Source organism: Bradyrhizobium sp. 27S5, from assembly GCF_037217225.1.
In the GTDB taxonomy this organism is placed as follows: domain Bacteria; phylum Pseudomonadota; class Alphaproteobacteria; order Rhizobiales; family Xanthobacteraceae; genus Bradyrhizobium; species Bradyrhizobium septentrionale.
The window spans coordinates 3209879-3227992 of sequence record NZ_CP147714.1 but is presented as its reverse complement, the minus strand read 5'-3'; the positions used below and the strand labels follow the sequence as shown (position 1 = coordinate 3227992).

General features: G+C 63.8%; 16 protein-coding genes. 2 read left to right on the top strand and 14 right to left on the bottom strand.

All coding sequences use genetic code 11. The features are described 5' to 3' along the window. Position 1: 1 nt before the first annotated feature. The 5 genes from WDM24_RS14960 to WDM24_RS14940 all read right to left on the bottom strand — a co-directional run bounded on the left by WDM24_RS14960 (position 2) and on the right by WDM24_RS14940 (position 5728). Positions 2-1075: a branched-chain amino acid ABC transporter permease gene (locus WDM24_RS14960; RefSeq protein WP_338699044.1), complete on the bottom strand. Its 1074-nt coding sequence runs from the start codon at positions 1073-1075 to the stop codon at positions 2-4. Between the two features lie 13 nt (positions 1076-1088). Then, a complete protein-coding gene (locus tag WDM24_RS14955) occupies positions 1089-1955 on the bottom strand; it encodes an ABC transporter permease subunit (protein ID WP_166203989.1) in 867 nt (288 codons plus the stop codon). A gap of 94 nt (positions 1956-2049) precedes the next feature. Further along, positions 2050-3243, bottom strand: coding sequence for an urea ABC transporter substrate-binding protein (locus tag WDM24_RS14950; protein ID WP_338699039.1), 1194 nt, complete (start codon positions 3241-3243; stop codon positions 2050-2052). 77 nt (positions 3244-3320) lie between these two features. Further along, positions 3321-4316 (bottom strand): acetamidase/formamidase family protein, encoded by a 996-nt coding sequence (locus tag WDM24_RS14945; RefSeq protein ID WP_338699037.1) that lies wholly within the window; start codon positions 4314-4316, stop codon positions 3321-3323. A 17-nt stretch (positions 4317-4333) separates the two neighbouring features. Then, complete coding sequence (locus tag WDM24_RS14940; RefSeq protein ID WP_338699035.1) at positions 4334-5728, bottom strand: amidase; 1395 nt, start codon at positions 5726-5728, stop codon at positions 4334-4336. 419 nt (positions 5729-6147) lie between these two features. Here WDM24_RS14940 and WDM24_RS14935 point away from each other — a divergent pair, with 419 nt between their 5' ends. Both WDM24_RS14935 and WDM24_RS14930 read left to right on the top strand, forming a co-directional pair. Then, on the top strand, positions 6148-7311 hold the full coding sequence (locus WDM24_RS14935; protein ID WP_029080616.1) for a transporter substrate-binding domain-containing protein: 1164 nt from the start codon (positions 6148-6150) through the stop codon (positions 7309-7311). Further along, entirely contained in the window at positions 7308-7895 is a 588-nt protein-coding gene (locus WDM24_RS14930; RefSeq protein WP_338699032.1) for an ANTAR domain-containing response regulator, read from the top strand. The genes WDM24_RS14935 and WDM24_RS14930 overlap by 4 nt, the downstream gene beginning before the upstream one ends. A 9-nt stretch (positions 7896-7904) precedes the next feature. Here the strand turns inward: WDM24_RS14930 and WDM24_RS14925 are convergent, their stop codons facing one another. From WDM24_RS14925 to urtB, 9 genes are all read right to left on the bottom strand, one after another. After that, positions 7905-10193: a nitric oxide reductase activation protein NorD gene (locus tag WDM24_RS14925; RefSeq protein WP_338699030.1), complete on the bottom strand. Its 2289-nt coding sequence runs from the start codon at positions 10191-10193 to the stop codon at positions 7905-7907. 14 nt (positions 10194-10207) lie between these two features. Next, on the bottom strand, positions 10208-11020 hold the full coding sequence (locus WDM24_RS14920) for a CbbQ/NirQ/NorQ/GpvN family protein (RefSeq protein ID WP_029080619.1): 813 nt from the start codon (positions 11018-11020) through the stop codon (positions 10208-10210). Positions 11021-11059: 39 nt separating this feature from the next. Beyond that, positions 11060-12079 carry an alpha/beta fold hydrolase gene (locus tag WDM24_RS14915; RefSeq protein WP_338699028.1) on the bottom strand — a complete coding sequence of 340 codons (1020 nt, stop codon included), beginning with the start codon at positions 12077-12079 and terminating at the stop codon, positions 11060-11062. 34 nt (positions 12080-12113) lie between these two features. After that, positions 12114-13448, bottom strand: coding sequence for a purine-cytosine permease family protein (locus tag WDM24_RS14910; RefSeq protein WP_338699026.1), 1335 nt, complete (start codon positions 13446-13448; stop codon positions 12114-12116). 96 nt (positions 13449-13544) lie between these two features. Then, a complete protein-coding gene (locus tag WDM24_RS14905; RefSeq protein ID WP_029080622.1) occupies positions 13545-14582 on the bottom strand; it encodes an aliphatic amidase in 1038 nt (345 codons plus the stop codon). A 33-nt stretch (positions 14583-14615) separates the two neighbouring features. Beyond that, complete coding sequence (urtE, locus tag WDM24_RS14900; protein WP_029080623.1) at positions 14616-15308, bottom strand: urea ABC transporter ATP-binding subunit UrtE; 693 nt, start codon at positions 15306-15308, stop codon at positions 14616-14618. After that, positions 15301-16053, bottom strand: coding sequence for an urea ABC transporter ATP-binding protein UrtD (gene urtD / locus WDM24_RS14895; RefSeq protein WP_338831717.1), 753 nt, complete (start codon positions 16051-16053; stop codon positions 15301-15303). The genes urtE and urtD overlap by 8 nt, the downstream gene beginning before the upstream one ends. Further along, positions 16050-17189, bottom strand: a complete 1140-nt coding sequence (gene urtC, locus WDM24_RS14890) for an urea ABC transporter permease subunit UrtC (protein WP_338699019.1) — start codon at positions 17187-17189, stop codon at positions 16050-16052. Before urtC ends, urtD begins: the two co-directional genes overlap by 4 nt. A 16-nt stretch (positions 17190-17205) precedes the next feature. After that, entirely contained in the window at positions 17206-18075 is an 870-nt protein-coding gene (gene urtB, locus WDM24_RS14885; RefSeq protein WP_029080626.1) for an urea ABC transporter permease subunit UrtB, read from the bottom strand. Positions 18076-18114 lie beyond the last annotated feature (39 nt).

The window sequence follows — 18114 nt, the reverse complement described above, 5'->3', positions numbered from 1 at the left end:
TTCAGGTCTCATCCGATTGCAGACGGCCGGCCTCCGCCAGCGCGGGGCCATCGTCGCGTCGCCGACGGCGGGACCACCAATCGACGACGAGCTTGCCGATACCGAGCACAAATCCCTGCGGCGCCAACATCACGGTAGCGAGCAGGAGCACGCCCATCAGCACCAGCGCCGCCTGCTGACTGTAGACCGTGATGGTCTGGAAGCCGAACAGCAGCAGGAACGAACCAACCAGCGTCGCGGTCAAATCGTTGCGTCCGGAGAATGCCACCCACACGATCGGCATCGCCGCCGCCGGCAGGCCGATGCTGGACGGCGTGATGAACTGGCCCCAGGACGTGTACAGCGCACCGCTGAGCCCTGCGAGGCCGCTGCCGATCACGAATGTCAGCAGCTGATACTTGCGGACGTCATAGCCGAGCATCTCGGCGCGCTGCGGATTTTCGCGCGTCGCCACGATCACGTTGCCGATGCTCGAGTTCACCAGCATGCGCAGCGCGATGTAGACGATCACGATCAGCGCGATCATGACGTAATAGAGTGCCGATCCTTCGATGGTGAAGTCACGGACGGTGAGCGGGTCCATTCCCTTCATGCCGTTGAAGCCGTTCAGCCGGGCCGGACCGATATGCCATTCCGGTCCGGCCGTCTGCCCGAGGAAGAATGCAAGCACCAGCGTCGCCGACAGCGTCACGATGCCGAAGAAGATCCCGCTAATGCCGCCCCAGATCATGAAATAGCCGAGGATCCCGGCCGCGATCATCGCGATCAGGACGGAGAGAACCAGCGCTGCGATCGTCGCCGTTCCCCCGCCCATGTTGATGGCGAGCACGCCATAGCCGTAGCCGGCGATGCCGAAGAAGAAGGTCTGGCCGAACGACAGCATGCCGCCGTACCCCCACATCAGGCAGAGGCCGAGCGCCATGAAGATCCAGATCAGGAAGTAGGCAAAATTGCCGACATCATAGGAATCAGCGAACAACGGATAGATCAGCGCGCCCGCCAGCACAGCCAGGAAACAGGACCAGAAGATCTTGCCTCGTCCGAGCGTCTGCGGACCGTCGAGCAGCTTGAACATCCAAAATTCCCGTCTAGCGGCCACGGCGAACCAGCACGCTGGATAGTCCCTCAGGCAGGACACGTATGATCAGGATGACGGCAAACAGCATGCCGATCTGCCCGATGATTTGGCCATAACTCGCATTCAGCGCCATCCTGATCATCGCCAGGAACACCGCGGCCGGCGCGGTTCCGAGCAAGACGTTGGCGCCGCCGATCACGACGGTGACAAAACTCTCGACCACGAAGGTCGCGCCCATGGTCGGGATCAGCGTCATGGTCGGCGCGTAAAGCGCGCCGCAAAGTCCCGCAAGCGCCGTGCCGATCCCGAAGCTGATGGAATAGATCCGCCCGGTGCGCGCGCCAAGCGCCTTCGCCATGGCCGCGTTCTGCATCGTCGCGCGCGCGATCACACCGAAGCGGGTCTTCATGAAGATGATGTAGAGGCCGGCCAGCACCGCCACTGCACAACCGAACAGCACAAGACGGTAGGTCGAGAACGTGTAGCCCCCGATCGCAAAGCTTCCTTCGGGCGTGCCGATGCCGCGCACCGCGGATCCAACGATCAGCAGCATCGACTGCGTCACGATCAGGCTGAGGCCCCAGGTGGCAAGCAGGGAATCGAGCGGACGCTTGTAGAAGCGCCGGACGATCAGGAACTCGACGATCATGCCGATAATCCCAGCGGTCAGCGCGGCCAGGATCTGGGCGATCGGAAGCGGTACGCCGAGATTCACGAGCCCAACGGTCACATAGGCGCCGCACATGATGAACTCGCCATGCGCCATATTGATGACGCCCATCATGCCGAACACAATGGCAAGCCCCGCCGCCGACAGGATCAGGAACGCGAAGACGTCGGCGAACTGATAGAATAACGAGAAGAGTTCAGCCGACATTCCGGTCTCCGTGATCACGGCGCCGCATCATTGCGGCGCCGGCTCGGTTCGAAGTCGTGATGCACAACACGAGCAAGAATCGTGCCCGTTCGCGTCACGATTTGTTGGGAAGATGACTCGGCGTGTACTGGTCCTTGTCGTTCTTCTTGGTGAGATCGCAGCCGATCTCGCCCAACCAGTACGGCTGGATCGTCCCGTAGTCCTTCTCGACGGTCACCTCATGCTTGGGCCCGACCGAGATCAGGCGCATGCGGTGCGACGTATGCTGGCTCTTCGGATCGATGCAGACCTTGCCCTCGGGGGCGTCGATGCAGGCATCGCCTGTTGCGATCACCTTGCGCATATCCTCGAGCTTGGTCGACTTCGCCTTCTCGACCAGCGTCTTGTACATGTAGAGCGCATTGTAGGCGTTGTAGCCCATGTCGTTGATGTAGAGCTCATCGGGGAACTTGGCGTGCCAGCGTTTTTTGAAGTCGTTGGCTTCGGGGGTGTCGATCTCCTCGAACCAGTTGGCGGTCGCATGCATGTTGTTGAGCGCTGGCGGCTTGAACCGCTTGTGCTCGAAACCGAGCATGACCTTGATCGAAGACCCCATCGGCAGATTGAGGTTGGCGGCAGCCGCCTGCTCGAAGAACGAGTCCTGCGCGGCGCCGACATTGATCGTCAGCAACCAGTCCGGCTTTGCCTTCTGGATGTTCTGGATCGTCTGCGCGAACTGCGACACGCCGAGCGGAATGAATTCCTCGCCCACGACCTCGCCGCCGAGATCCTTCATGATCTTGCGGTTCCACTCCGCGGAGATCTGGCCGAAATTGTAGTCCGCGGCGATGACGTAGACTTTCTTGCCGAACTTCTCGACCATCCAGGGGATCAGGGTCGAGAACTGCTGCTCCGGCACCGCGCCCATGCTGATCATGCTGGCATCGCAGACGCCGCCTTCATACTGGTTGGTATAGAAGTATGGCGTCGTGGTGCGATCGACGATCGGACGCAATGCCTCGCGCGAGGCCGACGTGATACCGCCGATCAGAACGTCGACCTTATCGCGATTGAGCAAGCGCCTGCCGAACTCCTGGTAGCGGGCATTGTCGCCCTGCGGATCGAGATGGATCAACTCGATCTGCCGCCCAAGAATGCCGCCGCTCTTGTTGATCTCCTCGACCGCCAGCTGCGATCCGTGCAGCTTTGGCATACCCATGAATGCAAGGTCGCCGGAGACGTCCTCCAGCAAGCCGATCTTCAACGGCGGCTGGGCTGCCCGGGCGCTACCTATTGCTGCCGTCGCCATCACGGCACCAAGCAAAGCTATTCCGACTACACGCCCCGAAATCATCGCGATGTCCTCTCTTTAAAGAATGTTGGAAGTCACGCCTTGAGGTAATTCTTCAGGATCGACGCCCCCATCGTGTATTTGGGGTCGACCATGTTGCCGAGCCGCATGCGGCCGGCCTGGCTGAGCAGCATGTAGGCGTCGATCTCTTCGAAGCCGTAGTCCGCACTCATCCACCGCACCAGCTCGCGATAGGCGATACGCGCCGCATCTTCGAGCGGCCGTGCGCTGCCGATCGTCATGATGAAGTCGCGCGTCTCGAGCCGCGGCCAGGCAAAGCTCCAGTTCTTGATCAGATCGACCTGCAGCGTGACGGTCGCGCGCTGCTCGAGCGCGACACCTGAGAGCTCGCCATCGCCTTGCGTGGCGTGGCAGTCACCGACATAGAGCAGCCCGCCCTCGGTATGCACCGGCAAATAAATGATCGCACCCGGCGCGACGTCGGGCAGGTCCATGTTGCCGCCGTGATAGTCGGGCTGCAGCGAGGAGATCGCCTCGATCTCGGGCGACACGCCGATGGTGCCGATGAACGGCTCGTAGGGCAGCGTGATCTTATCGCTCCAGCGCACCCCGTTGCGGTCGACATGCAGTTTCTTGACGCGCTCGGGCAGCGGCGGATTGAGCAACGCCGTGGATGCGGTCCCGACCAGACCGCCGAACTCCGGAATGATGCAGGTGGTGCCTGCCGGCTGTGCGCCGCGGGTCTCGACGTCGCGGATATAGACAGCGAGGCAATCGCCCTTTTTGGCGCCCTTGACCGCGATCGGCCCGCATTGCGGGTTCAGGTAAGGAAAGTTCAGCTTCGCCGTCGGGCTGTCGGTCTCGCTGGTGAGCACGCCGCCAAAGGCGTCTTCGGTCTCGACGACGACCACCCCGCCCGGATCGATCGACAGCGTCGGCTTGGCATAGGGTCCATAGACGTAATGGAAGCCGCCCTGTTGCTCGATCGTCAAACTATGGGTCGTGTCGGTCGCGCCCTTGGCGACGGCCCGCTTTGCCATGATGGAACTCTTCAACCAGTCTTCGGTCATGCCAACGGCTCCTCAACTCAGATCGCGGGATGGCGCTTGTGCCAGTCGGTGACGCGCTGGAAGGCATCGCCTGCGCGGACGAGACTTGCCTCGTCGAAGTGACGGCCGACGAACTGGAAGGCGACAGGGCCGCCGCTCGGCGCAAAGCCGCCGGGGAGCGTCACAGTCGGACTTCCGGTCATGTCGAACGGACAGGTGAAGCGAAGCAGCCCGGCAATCAGCGACGCGTCCTCGCCGAGCGCCGCCATCTTGGCCAGCGTCGGCGCCGCGAATGCCTGGGCCGGGACGGCGATCAGATCGACGGTCTCGAACAGCAGCCGCACCGCGCCGCGGAACGCTTCACGCCGCAGCACGATCTTCTGATAGTCCATGCCGGATTGCGCCCGGCCGAGATCGAGCAGGCCTGCCAGCCCCGGACCGTACTCGTCCTTGCGCGCCGGATAGGTCTCTTCGTGCGCCACAGCCACTTCGATGCCGCACAGCGGGAACCAGTCCTCGATCACGGCCTTGGGATCGGGGAACGTGATCTCCTTGATCTTGGCGCCGAGATCGGCCGCAACCCGCAGACCTTCGGCGAGCACCTTACCGGCGGCATCGTCGGTGCCTTCGCTGGTCCAGCGTCGATCGACGCCGATCGTCACGCCGCGCAGGTCTCCGGTGAGACCAGCGAGATAGTCCGGCACGGCCAGCGGCACCGACGTGGTGTCCTTGGGGTCCTGGCCGGCGATCACGGCGAGGATGGCGCCACAATCGGCCGCGCTGCGCGCCATCGGACCGATGTGATCCAGCGTGGCCGCAAGTTCGAAGGCGCCGTAACGGCTGACGCGTCCCCAGGTCGGCTTCAGCCCCGTGATGCCGTTGGCGGCGGAGGGAAAGCGGATCGAGCCGCCGGTGTCGGTTCCAAGCGAACCGAAGCAAAGTCCCGCTGCGGTGGCGACGCCGGAACCGCTCGAGGATGCGCCCGACCACAGATCGGCGCTCCACGGGTTCTTCGGCGGATCGATCTTCGGGTGATGATCGGCATAGGCGCCCTCGGTCTGCTGCAGCTTGCCGAGGATGACAGCGCCGGCATCCTTCAGACGCACGACCACCGTGGCATCCTCGCTCGGCCGGAAATCACGATGGATGGTCATGCCGTGCGCGGCGGGAGCGCCCTTGACCCAGCACAGGTCCTTGATCGCGATCGGTACGCCGTGCAACGGACCCTTGACCTTGCCGGACGCGATGTCCTTTTCGGCCGCCGCCGCTTCCGCAAGCGCCGCATCGGCCATCACATAGGCGTAGCTCTTAAGCTTGCCGTCGAGCTGCTCGATCCGCCCGAGCATCGCCTTGGTCACTTCGACCGGCGAGAGCTTCTTGGCCTGGATTTGCTGCCCGACCTCAATCAGCCCGAGATAGTGAAGTTCCGTCATCGTCTCGCATCCCCGCACTTGACATGACGCAAGCGCAGGCACTGCCCATCACCGCGCATGCGCCTCCGGCTTGGCGACACGGACGTGTCGCCAATTTGTTTAGCGGCAAAAGCAAAAAGCCACCCGCCCCTCCGAAACGAAGGTGACGAATGGCTCAAATGCCGCGGCTATGAACTATCGCATCGGGCCCGGGATCGAACGGAGCACTCTGCACGGCGACCGGGACGTCATCGGCCAAATCGACGCACGCAAGTTCGACAGGAAGCCCTGTAGGAGAAAATTCTAAGGAAGTGTGCAGCGCGTTGTCAACGAGGCTGGCTGCACAAATTTCGCGAGGTGCATGCGCAGCAAAACGGCATGACCTCTTGCCCCGACCTCTGCGAAGATGGTTTGCTTCGTGAATTCAGTGAAAGTCGTCGATGACAAAGCCGTCCATACCAGTTGGCATCATCTGCTCGCAGCACGGGCCCTATCAGGCCATGGGGCGCGAGATCCTCAAGAGCGCGATGATGGCGGTCGACGAGATCAACGAGCAGGATGGCTTCGATTTCTCGATGTCAGCGCATGTCCGCGATCCCCGCGGGGTGATTGCGGAATACCATACGGTCTGCGACGACCTCATTCGCAATGTCGGGGTCGAGCACATCATCGGCTGCTACACATCGGCCTCGCGCAAACAGGTGCTTCCGATCGTCGAGCGCACCGACCGACTGCTCTGGTATCCTGCTCGCTACGAGGGCTTCGAATGCTCCGACAACGTCATCTATGTCGGCGCCTCGCCCAATCACAACGTGCTGCCGCTGGTGCGTTACGTGCTCGACAATCTGTCGCGCGAGATCTTCTGCGTCGGCTCCAACTATGTCTGGACCTGGGAAACCAATCGCGTCACCCGCGAGCTGGTGACGGCGGCGGGAGGTCGCATTCTCGCCGAACGCCTGCTCGAACTCGGTGAAAGCGCGGTCACGCACATCGTCGACGAGATCGTGCGGCGCCGGCCGCCGGTTGTCTTCAACACGCTGGTCGGCAGTTCGAGCTATGATTTCATCCGTGCCTTTCATGCCGCAACCACTGCGGCCAACCTCAGCATTCCCATGCTGAGCTGCAGCCTGTGCGAGCCGGAGCTCAAGATCGCAGGCCCTGCATCGGCCGGATGCATCACATCATCGGCCTATTTCGAAAGCATTCGCCTGCCCGAGAACAAGGCTTTCGTTGCGCGCTGGAAGGCCCGTTACGGCGAACACAGCAGCCCCTCGGTGGACGGACAATCCGCCTATGTCGCGGTCTATCTCTTGGCCCGCGCGCTGCAGCGCGCCGGCACCTCTGATATCGGCGAGGTGCGGCGCGCTGCTGCCGGCCATCGCTACAATTCGCCACAGGGTCCGGTCTGGATCGATGATAGCAACAACCACTGCGTCCTGACGCCGCGGCTGGCCGTCTCCAACGCCGAGGGACAGTTTGACATCTTCTGGGAAGCTGAGGCTCCGGTTAAGCCTGATCCTTATCTGACGCAGCTCGACGTCGCCGCCAGCCCCGCAAGGGATGCAGCGTCGCCGAATGCGCCGCATTTGCGGGTTGTGAAATGAGCAAACCGTCGTCATTTTCGCTGCGCGGACGCAAGGCGCTGGTCGCCATCAAGGACGAGCGCGATGCCTCGATCGTCAGGCGCCAGTTCGAGCGTCTCGGGATCGAGATTGTCACATGGGAGCCCGGCGCCAAGATCGACTGCCGACCGGACGTGACGCTGGTCGACGACGAGTTCCTGCCGCTCACCTCACCGGCGCAGCGTGCGTCGCTTGGGCGGAGCCCGGTCATCGCCCTGATCGGCACTGAGACGCCGAGCCGGCTGAAGCTGGTGCTCGACCTCGACCCGGTATCGTTCCTGGTCAAGCCGCTGCGCTCGGCGGGCATCTATGCCGCGCTCGTGATGGCCTTCGAACGGAACGAGCGCACCAACGAGTTGAAGCAGCAGGTGCTCAAGCTCGAGCAGCGGCTTCGATCCCGTCGCATCGTGCTCGCCGCCGTGCTTCAGGTCATGCACACGCATGCGCTGGCCGAGCCGGCCGCCTTTGCGCTGATCCGGCAGGCCGCCATGGAACAGCGCAAGACAATCGAGGACATTTCTGCGGAGATTACGGCAAAGGGCTCCCTGCCGCGGGCAATAGGCTAGCTGCCAGGACTACTTCTTCAGTTCCGCATAAAGCTGCATCACCCGTTGCGGCAGCACCTCGATGCGCGGCACGCGAAGCGCATAGCGCTCGCCGAAAATGCGATCGAGCTGGGGAAATCTGCCTTCACCGATGCCGAACGCAAAGATATCGGTGCTGCGCCGCCGCAGCTGCTGCGCGGCACGACGCGCGTCCTCCACGAGATATTGCGGATCGGGCACGTCGATGTCGGAGGGCTCGCCATCGGTCAGGAGCAGCAGCACCTTGCGGAACGCACGTCGTCCCGCGAGGTAGCCGCCCGCATGGCGCAAGGCCGCACCAAGCCGGGTGGAATGGCTGCTGGCAATGCCCGCGAGGCGCGACCGTACCACAGCGTCCATCGGCTCCTCGAAGTCCTTGATGCGCAGATAACGCACGCGTTCGCGGCCGTCGGAGCTGAAGCCATGCACTGCGATCGCGTCATTGGCGGCCTCGACCGCCGTCGCCATGATCGCGGCTGCCTTACGCTCGACGTCGAGAACGGTCCGGCCGCGGCGATCGCGGTCGGCGGTCGATTGCGACAGATCCATCAGCAGCAGGATGGCGAGATCGCGCGGTCCCGGCGCATCGCGCTGATAGACCCTGGGCTCGCCAGTGTTGCCGGCACGCCGCTCGATCGTCACGGCGACTGCCGCATCGATGTCGAGCGCCTCGCCGTCGCGCTGGCCCTTGTGGCGGATGCGGCGGCCAATCGACGCATCGCGGGTCAAGCGTGTGACCCAGCGCATCGTGTCCGTGTCCGCCGGCAGATCGAACGGCTTCGCGGAAACGGCGGCATCGGCCTCCAGAATGGTGGTCCAGTCCGCCCGCTCGGCGCGCGCGGCATAGTCCCATTCCGGATAGGTTGCGGCCGGAAATCCGTCCAGCAGCGTGACTGCGCGGGCCTTCGCACGCAGCGTCTCGTCCGGCTTGGCGTCGTCATCGGCCGACTGTGCGGCTGGATCATCGCGCCGCTCGATCCGCACGGAATCGACCGCGAGCTCGATCGTCTCGGCCGGGCTGTCCGGCTGATCGCCGAAATCCCACAGTGCCAGATTGTCGTCGCGATAGGCGGGTTCGACGACATAGCTCTTGGCGTTGAACTGCAGCCGCATCTGCCCGATGTCATTGCCGAGCAGCCCGCCGATCTCGCGGCTGATGGCGGGATCGGTCCAGCGGTCGGCGGCGGCAGCAAACAGCTGCTGTCCCTTGGTGACCCACGCATCCGGGTCCTGATAATCCGGGTCGATCAGCGCCCGCGCCAGCCGCGTCATCAGCCCGGCCGCCGTCGCCTGGCCGGATGGCGTCGCGGTGTGAAATGGCAGCCACAGCCGGCGCAGGCCGGGCAGTTCACGAAGCGCCAGCGTCTCGACCCGGGCATCCTCGATCAGCGAGACCAGCGCGATCTGCAGCGCCTTCAATCGCCCGACCGGAAAGCGGACGGTGGAATGCACGAGATGCGCCCCGGCGTGCGCGACCGCTGCGAGATAGATCGCGTCCGCCCCCTCGCCTTCGAAGCCGGGAAACGTCTCCGGCAGGCCGATGAAGCCGGCCGCGAGCGAGGTCCGCCGCGGCACCGGCGTCGGTGCAACGGCCAGTTTGCGGAGACGCGGCTTTCTGTTCCACAACGCAACGGTCGTTGCGGCGAGACGCGTCTCCAGCCGCGCAAAATCATCCGCTGTCCGCCCGGCTGCGAACAGACGCGCCGACAGCGGATCGTCGAGCGCGAAATAGGCCCGCCGACGCGCCGCGCGGCCTCCGCTCGCGCGCAAGCCGGCGGAGACCCAGGCGGAGAACGCCTCGCCGCCGGACTGTGCCAGAAACGGCTCCAGCCGAACGATCGCAAGGCCGGCCGACTCCGGCCCCATGTCTGCGAGTTGGCCGAACGCGGCGAGAACCGCGGTGAGCTCTCCAGCACCCGCAAGCCGCGGCAGCACCTTGGACAGCTCAGTCAGCAGTGCGTGAGCGACGCGGCTTCCGGCGCTGCGGCCGATGTCGCTGACCGCACGGCCGATCGCGACCAGGTCGTCGGCCGGTCGCTGCGCCGGCCAGCGTTCCGATAGCCTGAGATAGCCGAGCACCATGGCTGCGCCGAGATTGGCCGCGAACAGGCCGTGCACAGCCTCGTCCCAGGCCGCGAGATGATCGAACGAGACGACGGGCTGCAATGTGGCGCGCGCCGCCTGCACTGCCGCGGCGATCTCGTCGTGACCGCGCAACAGTGCCGCAAGCCGGCGTCCGGACCGGAAGCCATCGAGCGAACTGATTTGCGCGACCGCCACCTCGAGGCTTCCATTCACGCGGAGGCCGAGATCACGTCGCGCAACGTGTTCCTGGTGTCCGCATCATCGGTCAGGGGAACGACGATCGTGGTCTCGCACGCCTTTTCGAGGCTGATGCCGCATCCGATCAATCGGCCGGCATTGACCAGCATCCGGGTCGAGGCGCCCTCGTCGAGACCCTGGCCCTTCAGGTTGCGGCTGTGCTGCGCGATCTTCACCAGGAGATCAGCGAGGTTGGGCTCGATGCCGGCCTCGCGCGACACCACCTCGGTCTCCGCCGACCGGTCCGGATACCCGAAATCCAGCGCCGCAAAACGTTGCTTGGTGGATTCCTTGAGGTCCTTGATCGCGCTCTGGTAGCCCGGATTGTAGGAGATCACAAGCTGGAAGTCGGAATGAGCGTGGATGAGTTCGCCACGCTTTTCCAGCGGCAGGACACGACGATCATCGGTCAGGGGATGAATCACGACGGTGGTGTCCTGGCGCGCCTCGACGATCTCGTCCAGATAGCAGATCGCGCCAAGGCGCACGGCGGTGGTGAGCGGCCCGTCGCTCCACACCGTACCCTGTGCATCGAGCAGCCAGCGCCCCACCAGATCGGCCGCCGTCATGTCCTCGTGACAGGCGACCGTAATGAGCGGGCGGCCGAGCCGCCACGCCATGTATTCGATGAACCGCGTCTTGCCGCAGCCGGTGGGCCCTTTCAGCATCACCGGCATGCGGTTCGCATAGGCTGCGCCGAACAGTTCGACCTCATCCTTGAGCGGCCGGTAATACGGCTCCTCGCGGATACGGTACTGGTCAAGCAGCAGAGCGGGATTGGACAAGCTCACGCCTCCCATGATCGCGCACGCAACCGTTCGATCTCACGATGCGAGCAATTCCTTGAGCTTGGTGACGATGAAGGCGACATCGACCGGATTGGTTCCCGGCCCGCCCGCGAAGTGGCCCCATATCGAGGGCACCGGCACGAACTTGGCGTTCGGCATGTTCGCCACTTCGATCTCGCTATCCTCCGGCGGGAAATAAAGGTCGGTCTGGCCCGGCATGACATAAGCCTTGGCCTTGATGGCCCTGAGCGCAGCCTTGAAGTCGCCATTGTAGATCTCATTGGCACTGATGTCGCCGTTCTGCCAGGTCCACAGCATGGTGAGCAGGTTGTTGGGATCCTTCGGCAGGAAGAAGCCTTCCCAGAACGCCACCAAAAAATCCTCCAGCGACGAATAGCCCAGCGTCTTGATGTCGAGCTGCTCGCGATAGAAGGCCTGCGAAAAGCCCCAGCCGGCATAGACCCGCGCGGCGGCGCGCAGGCCGCGGGCCGGCTTGTCGGTGTACCAGCCCTCCTTCCACGCGGCATCCGCTGTGAGCGCGGCCTTGACGCCCTCGAGGAACACGTAGTTGTGGCGCGAGCATTTGGCTGAGCCGCAGAACGGCGCCAGCAAGTCCATCATGTCGGGATAAAGCGCACCCCAATGGAAGGTCTGCAACGCGCCCATCGACCAGCCGACCACCAGGCGAATGTGCTTGATGCCGAATTGCTCGGTGACCAGCCGGTGCTGGGCGCGCACATTGTCATAGGCCGTCACCTGCGGAAAACGCGGCCCGTTATACGGCTCCGGCGTGTTGCTCGGCGATGACGACAGGCCGTTGCCGAGCATGTTGGGTATGATGATGAAGTATTTTGCCGGATCGAGCGCCATGCCCGGCCCGATCAGCCATTCATTGTCGTAGTGCTGGCCGGAGTACCAGGTCGGATAGACGATCACGTTGTCCTTAGCCGCGTTGAGCTGGCCAAACGTCTTGTAGGCGAGCTTGCAGTCGCGGATGGTCGCGCCGCGCTGCAAGGTCAGATTGCCGAGATCGTAGATCTGATAGTCGACGCTCATTGATGCATCCTTTTTGCTTGATTGAGCCTGTCGCTTATGCGGGACGCGCCACCTTTTCGGCGGACGGCTCCACCCGTGCGATCGCCCCGTACACGATGCCGGCGACCAGCGCGGCCGAGATCGCAGTGGACAGCCCCGGCATCAGGTTTTCAACTGCAAAGGCGCACAGCGACCCGATGCCCCAGGCAATGAACGGCTTCGCACGCCAGTCCACGTCCGCCCGCGCACCGGCGCGCAGCAGGTACTGATCGACCAGGATGATCGCACCGATCGGCGGCACGAGGATGCCGAGCAGCGACAACCACTGGATGAAGAACGCCCAGACATTGCCAGCCGCAACGACGATGCCGATGGCGCCGAGGATCACGGCCATCAAGCGCATGTTGGTGCCCAGAATGCGCGACCAGCCGGTGGCCGCATTATACAGGCAGTGCGAGCAGACCGAGCCGAGATTGGCGTAGAGGAAGATGAACGCAAGAATGCTGAGCCAGGTCAGCTGCTTGCCGTTCATGTAGCCGAACATGTTGTCGACGCCGAACGGATTGGCGTTCGGCACGGCGAGCGCCGCGGTCATCACGCCGCCGACGAGCATCGCCACCAGATTGGCAAACGGAAACGCGCTGAAGGTGGCAAACAGTGATGATCGCGCACTCGGGGCCCAGCGGTTGAAGTCGGCGGTCACCGTGCCTGCGTCGATGAACAGCGCGAGCACCACCGTGAGACCGACGCCCATCGACATGCTGGCCACGCCATTATTGCCGGCATAGCCAAAGATCGCCGCTGCTGTCGTGGTCGAGGCGGCGTCGGCCGCGACCCAAAGGCCGAGCACGACGAACAGCGGCACCGACGCCAGCCCGATATAGTGCAGGCCCTTTACGCCGACGAAGGTGATGCCGATATAGAGCACGCCGGCCACGATGGTCATCGCCACGTAATTGAGGCCGTAGGTCGAGGAGATCAAGGCGCCCGTGATGCCGGTCTGCACGGCGTACCAGCCGAGCAGCAGCGTCGACAGCAGGCCCGACGCCAGCACGTAACCCTTCTTGCCGAACACAATGCTCGCGATCAGCGCGAAGTTCATGCCGCGCCTGGTACCGATCAGGCCGAGCGCGCCCACATAGGCGAACATAATCAAATTGCCGACGATCATCGCTACCAGCGCATTCTTGAACCCCATGCCCAGCACGAGCAGCGATCCGGTCATCGCGCCGGTGATGATCATCGGAAAGCCCAGCCACACCATGGTGACCGAGAAGGCGCTGCGCCGGGCGTTCATCGGCACCGGCTCGTGCTCGAACTCATGACCGAGAAGGTCGTCGATCTGGCCCTCGGTCTGATGAACCAGCCCGCTATTCGATTGACTGCTCATGATATCGCCCCTGCTTCCCCTGTGTGGAAATGCCCGCCGTTGCCTCGAACCACGCCGGCGCGCAAACGTCGCGCCGGCGCCGATCGTCGATGTCGCCTAGCGATGCGCGACTTTCTGGTTCGGAATGCCCTCGATCGGACATTCGTCGGTCCCAACGGTCGGACGGGTCATGGCCTCGACCATTTCCCGCGTCCCCTCGGGGTCCGTGATCCAGTTCTTGTAGAAGGTGTAGGGGCAGACGGCGTGGCCGCGGTCACCGTCACCGGAGTTGATCAGGCCGGTATAGCCGCGGTGCATCAGCTTGAAGAGATGGTTCTGCGACTGCATGTTGCGGCGGGCGTCGCGGATCAGCGACACCGAGAGCTGGGCGTACTGGATGCCGTTGTCCTCGGTGCCGCACTCGCCGAGCGTGCGGCCGTCGAAACCGATGATCGCGGAATGGCCGAAGTAGGAATAGACGCCGTCGAAGCCCGAGGCGTTGGCGACCGCGACGTAGCAATTGTTGGCCCAGGCCATCGACTTCGAGATCTGGATCTGCTGCTCCTTGGCCGGATACATGTAGCCCTGGCAGCGGACGATCAGTTCGGCGCCGCGCATCGCGCAATCACGCCAGATCTCCGGATAGTTGCCGTCGTCGCAGATGATCAGACTGATCTTCAGCCCCTTCGGCCCTTCCGAGACGTAGGTGCAATCGCCGGGATACCAGCCCTCGATCGGCACCCATGGCATGATCTTGCGGTATTTCTGGACAATCTCACCTTTGTCGTTCATCAGGATCAGGGTGTTGTACGGCGCCTTGTTGGGATGCTCCTCGTGGCGCTCGCCGGTCAGCGAGAACACGCCCCAGACCTTGGCCTTGCGGCAGGCGTCCGCGAAGATGCGGGTTTCCTCGCCGGGCACCGACGATGCCGTCTCGTACATCTCCTTGGAGTCGTACATGATGCCGTGGGTCGAGTATTCCGGGAAGATCACCAGGTCCATGCCCGGCAGGCCGAGCTTCATGCCCTCGACCATGTTGGCGATGTTGCGCGCGTTATCCAGCACCTGCGCCTTGGTGTGCAGGCGTGGCATCTTGTAATTGACCACGGCGACGCCGACCGTGTCCTTGCTGCTCGATATGTCTCCATGCAACATGTCTCGACTCCCTTTCTTGAACCATAATTCCCGCTACACTGCCATGTGCAGCTGGATGAGATCATCGGTGAGCTCACCGATCGCGCCCTTGGCGACGACGCGTCCCTTTTCGAGCAGCGCGAAGCGGTGAGACGCACGCCGCGCGAACGCGACATTCTGTTCGACCAGCACGACCGTGATCCCGCGCTCGCGGTTGAGGCGGACGATCACGTCCTCGATCTGCTCGACGATGTTCGGCTGGATGCCCTCGGTCGGCTCGTCCAGCAGGATGACCTTGGGCTGGGCGAGCAGCGCACGCGCGATCGCGAGCTGCTGCTGCTGGCCGCCGGAGAGATTGCCGCCGTAGCGATTGAGAAAATCCTTGAGCACCGGAAACAGCTCGAGCACCCACTCCTCGATGCCGTTGGCCGATTTCGCAGCGAAGGTGCCCAGCGTCAGGTTCTCCCGCACGGTGAAGCGCGGCAGGATGCCGCGGCCCTGCGGCACATAGGCAATGCCGGCCTTGGCGCGCTGATAGGTCCGCAGCGGCGAGATGTCGGCGCCGTCGAGCGACAGCCGTCCGGTGACCCGGTCCATCAGGCCGAGGATGCTGCGCATCAGCGTGGTCTTGCCGACGCCGTTGCGGCCGAGCACCGAGAGGAACTCGCCATTGCCGACCATCAGGTTGATGCCCTGCAGGGCGCGGCTGTTGCCGTAGAAGGCATCGACGTCGGTCAGCTCAAGCATGGCTGATGCCTCCCGATCCGAGGTAGGCGCGGCGGACTTCGGGATGCGCCTCGACCTCCGCCGCGGTGCCCTCGGCCAGCATCTGGCCCATATGCATCACCGAGATGATGTCGCCGATCGCCTTCACAAAACCCATGTCGTGCTCGACCACGATCAGCGTGTGCTTGCCTTTCAGCCGCGCGAACAGTTCGGCGGTCTTGCGGGTTTCCTGCGCCGTCATGCCCGCGGTGGGCTCGTCCATCAGGATCAGCTCGGCGTCCTGGGCGACCAGCATGCCGATCTCGAGCCATTGGGTCTGGCCGTGCGACAGATAGGCGGCGGGCCGATCGAGCTGCTCGGTGAGCCCGACCAGTTCGGCAAGACGTTCGACGTCCGGGCGCCCGGAATTGCCGACATTCCAGCGAAGGTTGCCGAACACGGAGGTGCGGCGCGCTCGGGCCACTTCAAGATTCTCGGAGACCGAGAGCTCGCGGAACACGCTCGGCACCTGGAACTTGCGGCCAACGCCGGCGCGGGCGATCTCGTATTCCTCGAGATCCTGCAGCGCGGTGCCGTCAAAGCTGACGGTGCCGCCGCTCGGCTTGACCTTGCCGCAGATGATGTCCAGCGCCGTGGTCTTGCCCGCGCCGTTCGGCCCGATCAGGCAGCGCAGCTCGCCCTTGCGGACGCTCATGTTGAGGCCATTGATCGCCTTGAAGCCGTTGAAGCTGACCGAGATGTCGCGGAGTTCGAGGTGGGAGGTCATGTGCTGCCCTCCGTCTGGCCGACGCCTTGCGCAACACCACGGCCGGTGGCCTGCCGGCGTTGCACGATCCAGCGCACGACGACCTGGGCGAGGCCGGCGAGCCCCTTCGGCAGGAACAGCACCACGAGCACGAACAACGCGCCCATCACCAGCGTCCAGGTTTCCAGGAACGCCGCGGATTCCGACAGCGCACCCTGCATGCCCGCCACCAGCACCGCGCCGAGGAACGCACCGACCAGGCTCTGCCGGCCGCCGACCGCGCACCACACCACCACCGACAGCGAAATCTGCACGCCAAGGAAGGTCGGCGAGGCAAACTCCATCACCACGGTGTAGAGCATGCCGGCAAGCCCCGCGATCGCAGCCGACAGTGCGAACACGAAGATCTGGTAGCGCGCGACGTCGTAACCGAAGTAGCGCACCCGGCTCTCATGGTCGCGGATCGCCTGCACGATCAGACCGGCCCTGGACTTCGTGAAGGCAAAGGCGACCAGCAGGCTGAGCAGCACGCAGCAGGCGACGAGATAATAGGTCGCGCGGCCATAGGCATCGAACGCGACGCCGAAGATCTCGAGCTGGGCGAGATCGGTGATGCCGTTGAAGCCGCCGGTGTAGCTCTGCTGGTCGATGATCACGAGGTTGATCACCACCATGGTGGCGAGCGTGATGATCGAGACATAGACGCCGGTCACCCGTCCGCGGAACATGAACCAGCCGAGTGCCGCCGCAACCAGCGCCGGCACGAGCAGGCCCGCCGCGATAGCGAAGGTCAACGAGCGGAATGGCTCCCAGAACCATGGCAGGTGCGCGACATTGTTCCAGACCATGAAGTCCGGCAGCCCGCTCGCCCCCGTATGCACCGGCACGGTCTTGAGCTTCAGCGCCATCGCCATGGCGTAGGAGCCGAGCCCGAAGCTCATCGCCTGGCCGAGGTTCAGGATGCCGCCGAAGCCCCAGGACAGCCCGAGCGACACCGTAAGGATGCCAAGCACCAGATAGCGCGCGACCTTGTTGAGCAGGAAGTCATTGTTGAGCAGCACCGGCAGCGCGAACACGAGCGCGCAGACGATGAGCAGCGGGGCAAGCTGCGCGATCAGGCGCTGCAATCCGCTGGAGGTAGTCACATTCGACGGCATGAATGAGCGATCTGTCTCAGGCCCGCACGCGAGCGGTGAAAAGCCCTTCGGGGCGGAAACGGATGAGCACGACGATGGCGAGCAGCACGATTGCCTTCGCCACCGTGTCGTTCTGCAGGAAGGCAATGCCGCCGGAGAGCTCGCCGAGGATGAAGGCGCTCGCCACGGTGCCGGCGAGGCTCTGCACGCCGCCGAGCACGACCACCATGAAGGCGTCGACCACATAGCCGGTGCCCATATCGGGCGACACGCTCTTGAGCGGCGACACCAGTGCGCCGGCAAGGCCCGCAAGTCCGGCGCCATAAGCAAACGTCAGCGCATAGACCCGCTTGGCGTTGATGCCGAACGAGGCGGCGACCGAACGGTCCTGGATGATGGCACGCAGCTTCATCCCGACCGTGGTGCGATTCATGAGCAACCAGGTCGCCATGAACAGCGCGATCGACACCACGAACAGGAACACACGATACGACGATATCGGGATGCCGAACACGTTCATGCTGTCGGACAGCGCCGGCGGCAGCTGCACGTAGCGCAATTCGCTGCCGACCATCAGCCGCACCGCCTGCTGCAGCATGATGCCGACACCCCAGGTCGCAAGAATCGTATCCAGCGGCCGGTTGTTGAGCAGGCTCAGGACGTAGCGCTCGATGACCCAGCCGAACGCGGCAACCACGAGGAAGATCGGAACCAGGCTCGTCAGCAGACTCCACCCGAAATAGGTGTGAAACACCCAGGCGGCGTAAGCACCGAGCATCACGAACTCGCCATGGGCGAGATTGATGATGCCCATCGAACCGTAGATGATCGACAGTCCCAGCGCGACCAGCAGCAGGATCGACCCGATGCTGAGGCCCGTGACGATTTGTTCGATGAATTGGTCCACGTCGGGATCCGCTCTTCAATGTTGGTGCGCCTGCCCCTC

Bases quoted from the DNA above. Each gene is read 5' to 3' on its own strand.
- WDM24_RS14960 (WP_338699044.1), bottom strand. From the start codon at position 1,075: ATGTTCAAGCTGCTCGACGGTCCGCAGACGCTCGGACGAGGCAAGATC.
- WDM24_RS14955 (WP_166203989.1), bottom strand. From the start codon at position 1,955: ATGTCGGCTGAACTCTTCTCGTTATTCTATCAGTTCGCCGACGTCTTC.
- WDM24_RS14950 (WP_338699039.1), bottom strand. From the start codon at position 3,243: ATGGCGACGGCAGCAATAGGTAGCGCCCGGGCAGCCCAGCCGCCGTTG.
- WDM24_RS14945 (WP_338699037.1), bottom strand. From the start codon at position 4,316: ATGACCGAAGACTGGTTGAAGAGTTCCATCATGGCAAAGCGGGCCGTC.
- WDM24_RS14940 (WP_338699035.1), bottom strand. From the start codon at position 5,728: ATGACGGAACTTCACTATCTCGGGCTGATTGAGGTCGGGCAGCAAATC.
- WDM24_RS14935 (WP_029080616.1), top strand. From the start codon at position 6,148: ATGACAAAGCCGTCCATACCAGTTGGCATCATCTGCTCGCAGCACGGG.
- WDM24_RS14930 (WP_338699032.1), top strand. From the start codon at position 7,308: ATGAGCAAACCGTCGTCATTTTCGCTGCGCGGACGCAAGGCGCTGGTC.
- WDM24_RS14915 (WP_338699028.1), bottom strand. From the start codon at position 12,079: ATGAGCGTCGACTATCAGATCTACGATCTCGGCAATCTGACCTTGCAG.
- WDM24_RS14910 (WP_338699026.1), bottom strand. From the start codon at position 13,448: ATGAGCAGTCAATCGAATAGCGGGCTGGTTCATCAGACCGAGGGCCAG.
- WDM24_RS14905 (WP_029080622.1), bottom strand. From the start codon at position 14,582: ATGTTGCATGGAGACATATCGAGCAGCAAGGACACGGTCGGCGTCGCC.
- urtE (WP_029080623.1), bottom strand. From the start codon at position 15,308: ATGCTTGAGCTGACCGACGTCGATGCCTTCTACGGCAACAGCCGCGCC.
- urtD (WP_338831717.1), bottom strand. From the start codon at position 16,053: ATGACCTCCCACCTCGAACTCCGCGACATCTCGGTCAGCTTCAACGGC.
- urtC (WP_338699019.1), bottom strand. From the start codon at position 17,189: ATGCCGTCGAATGTGACTACCTCCAGCGGATTGCAGCGCCTGATCGCG.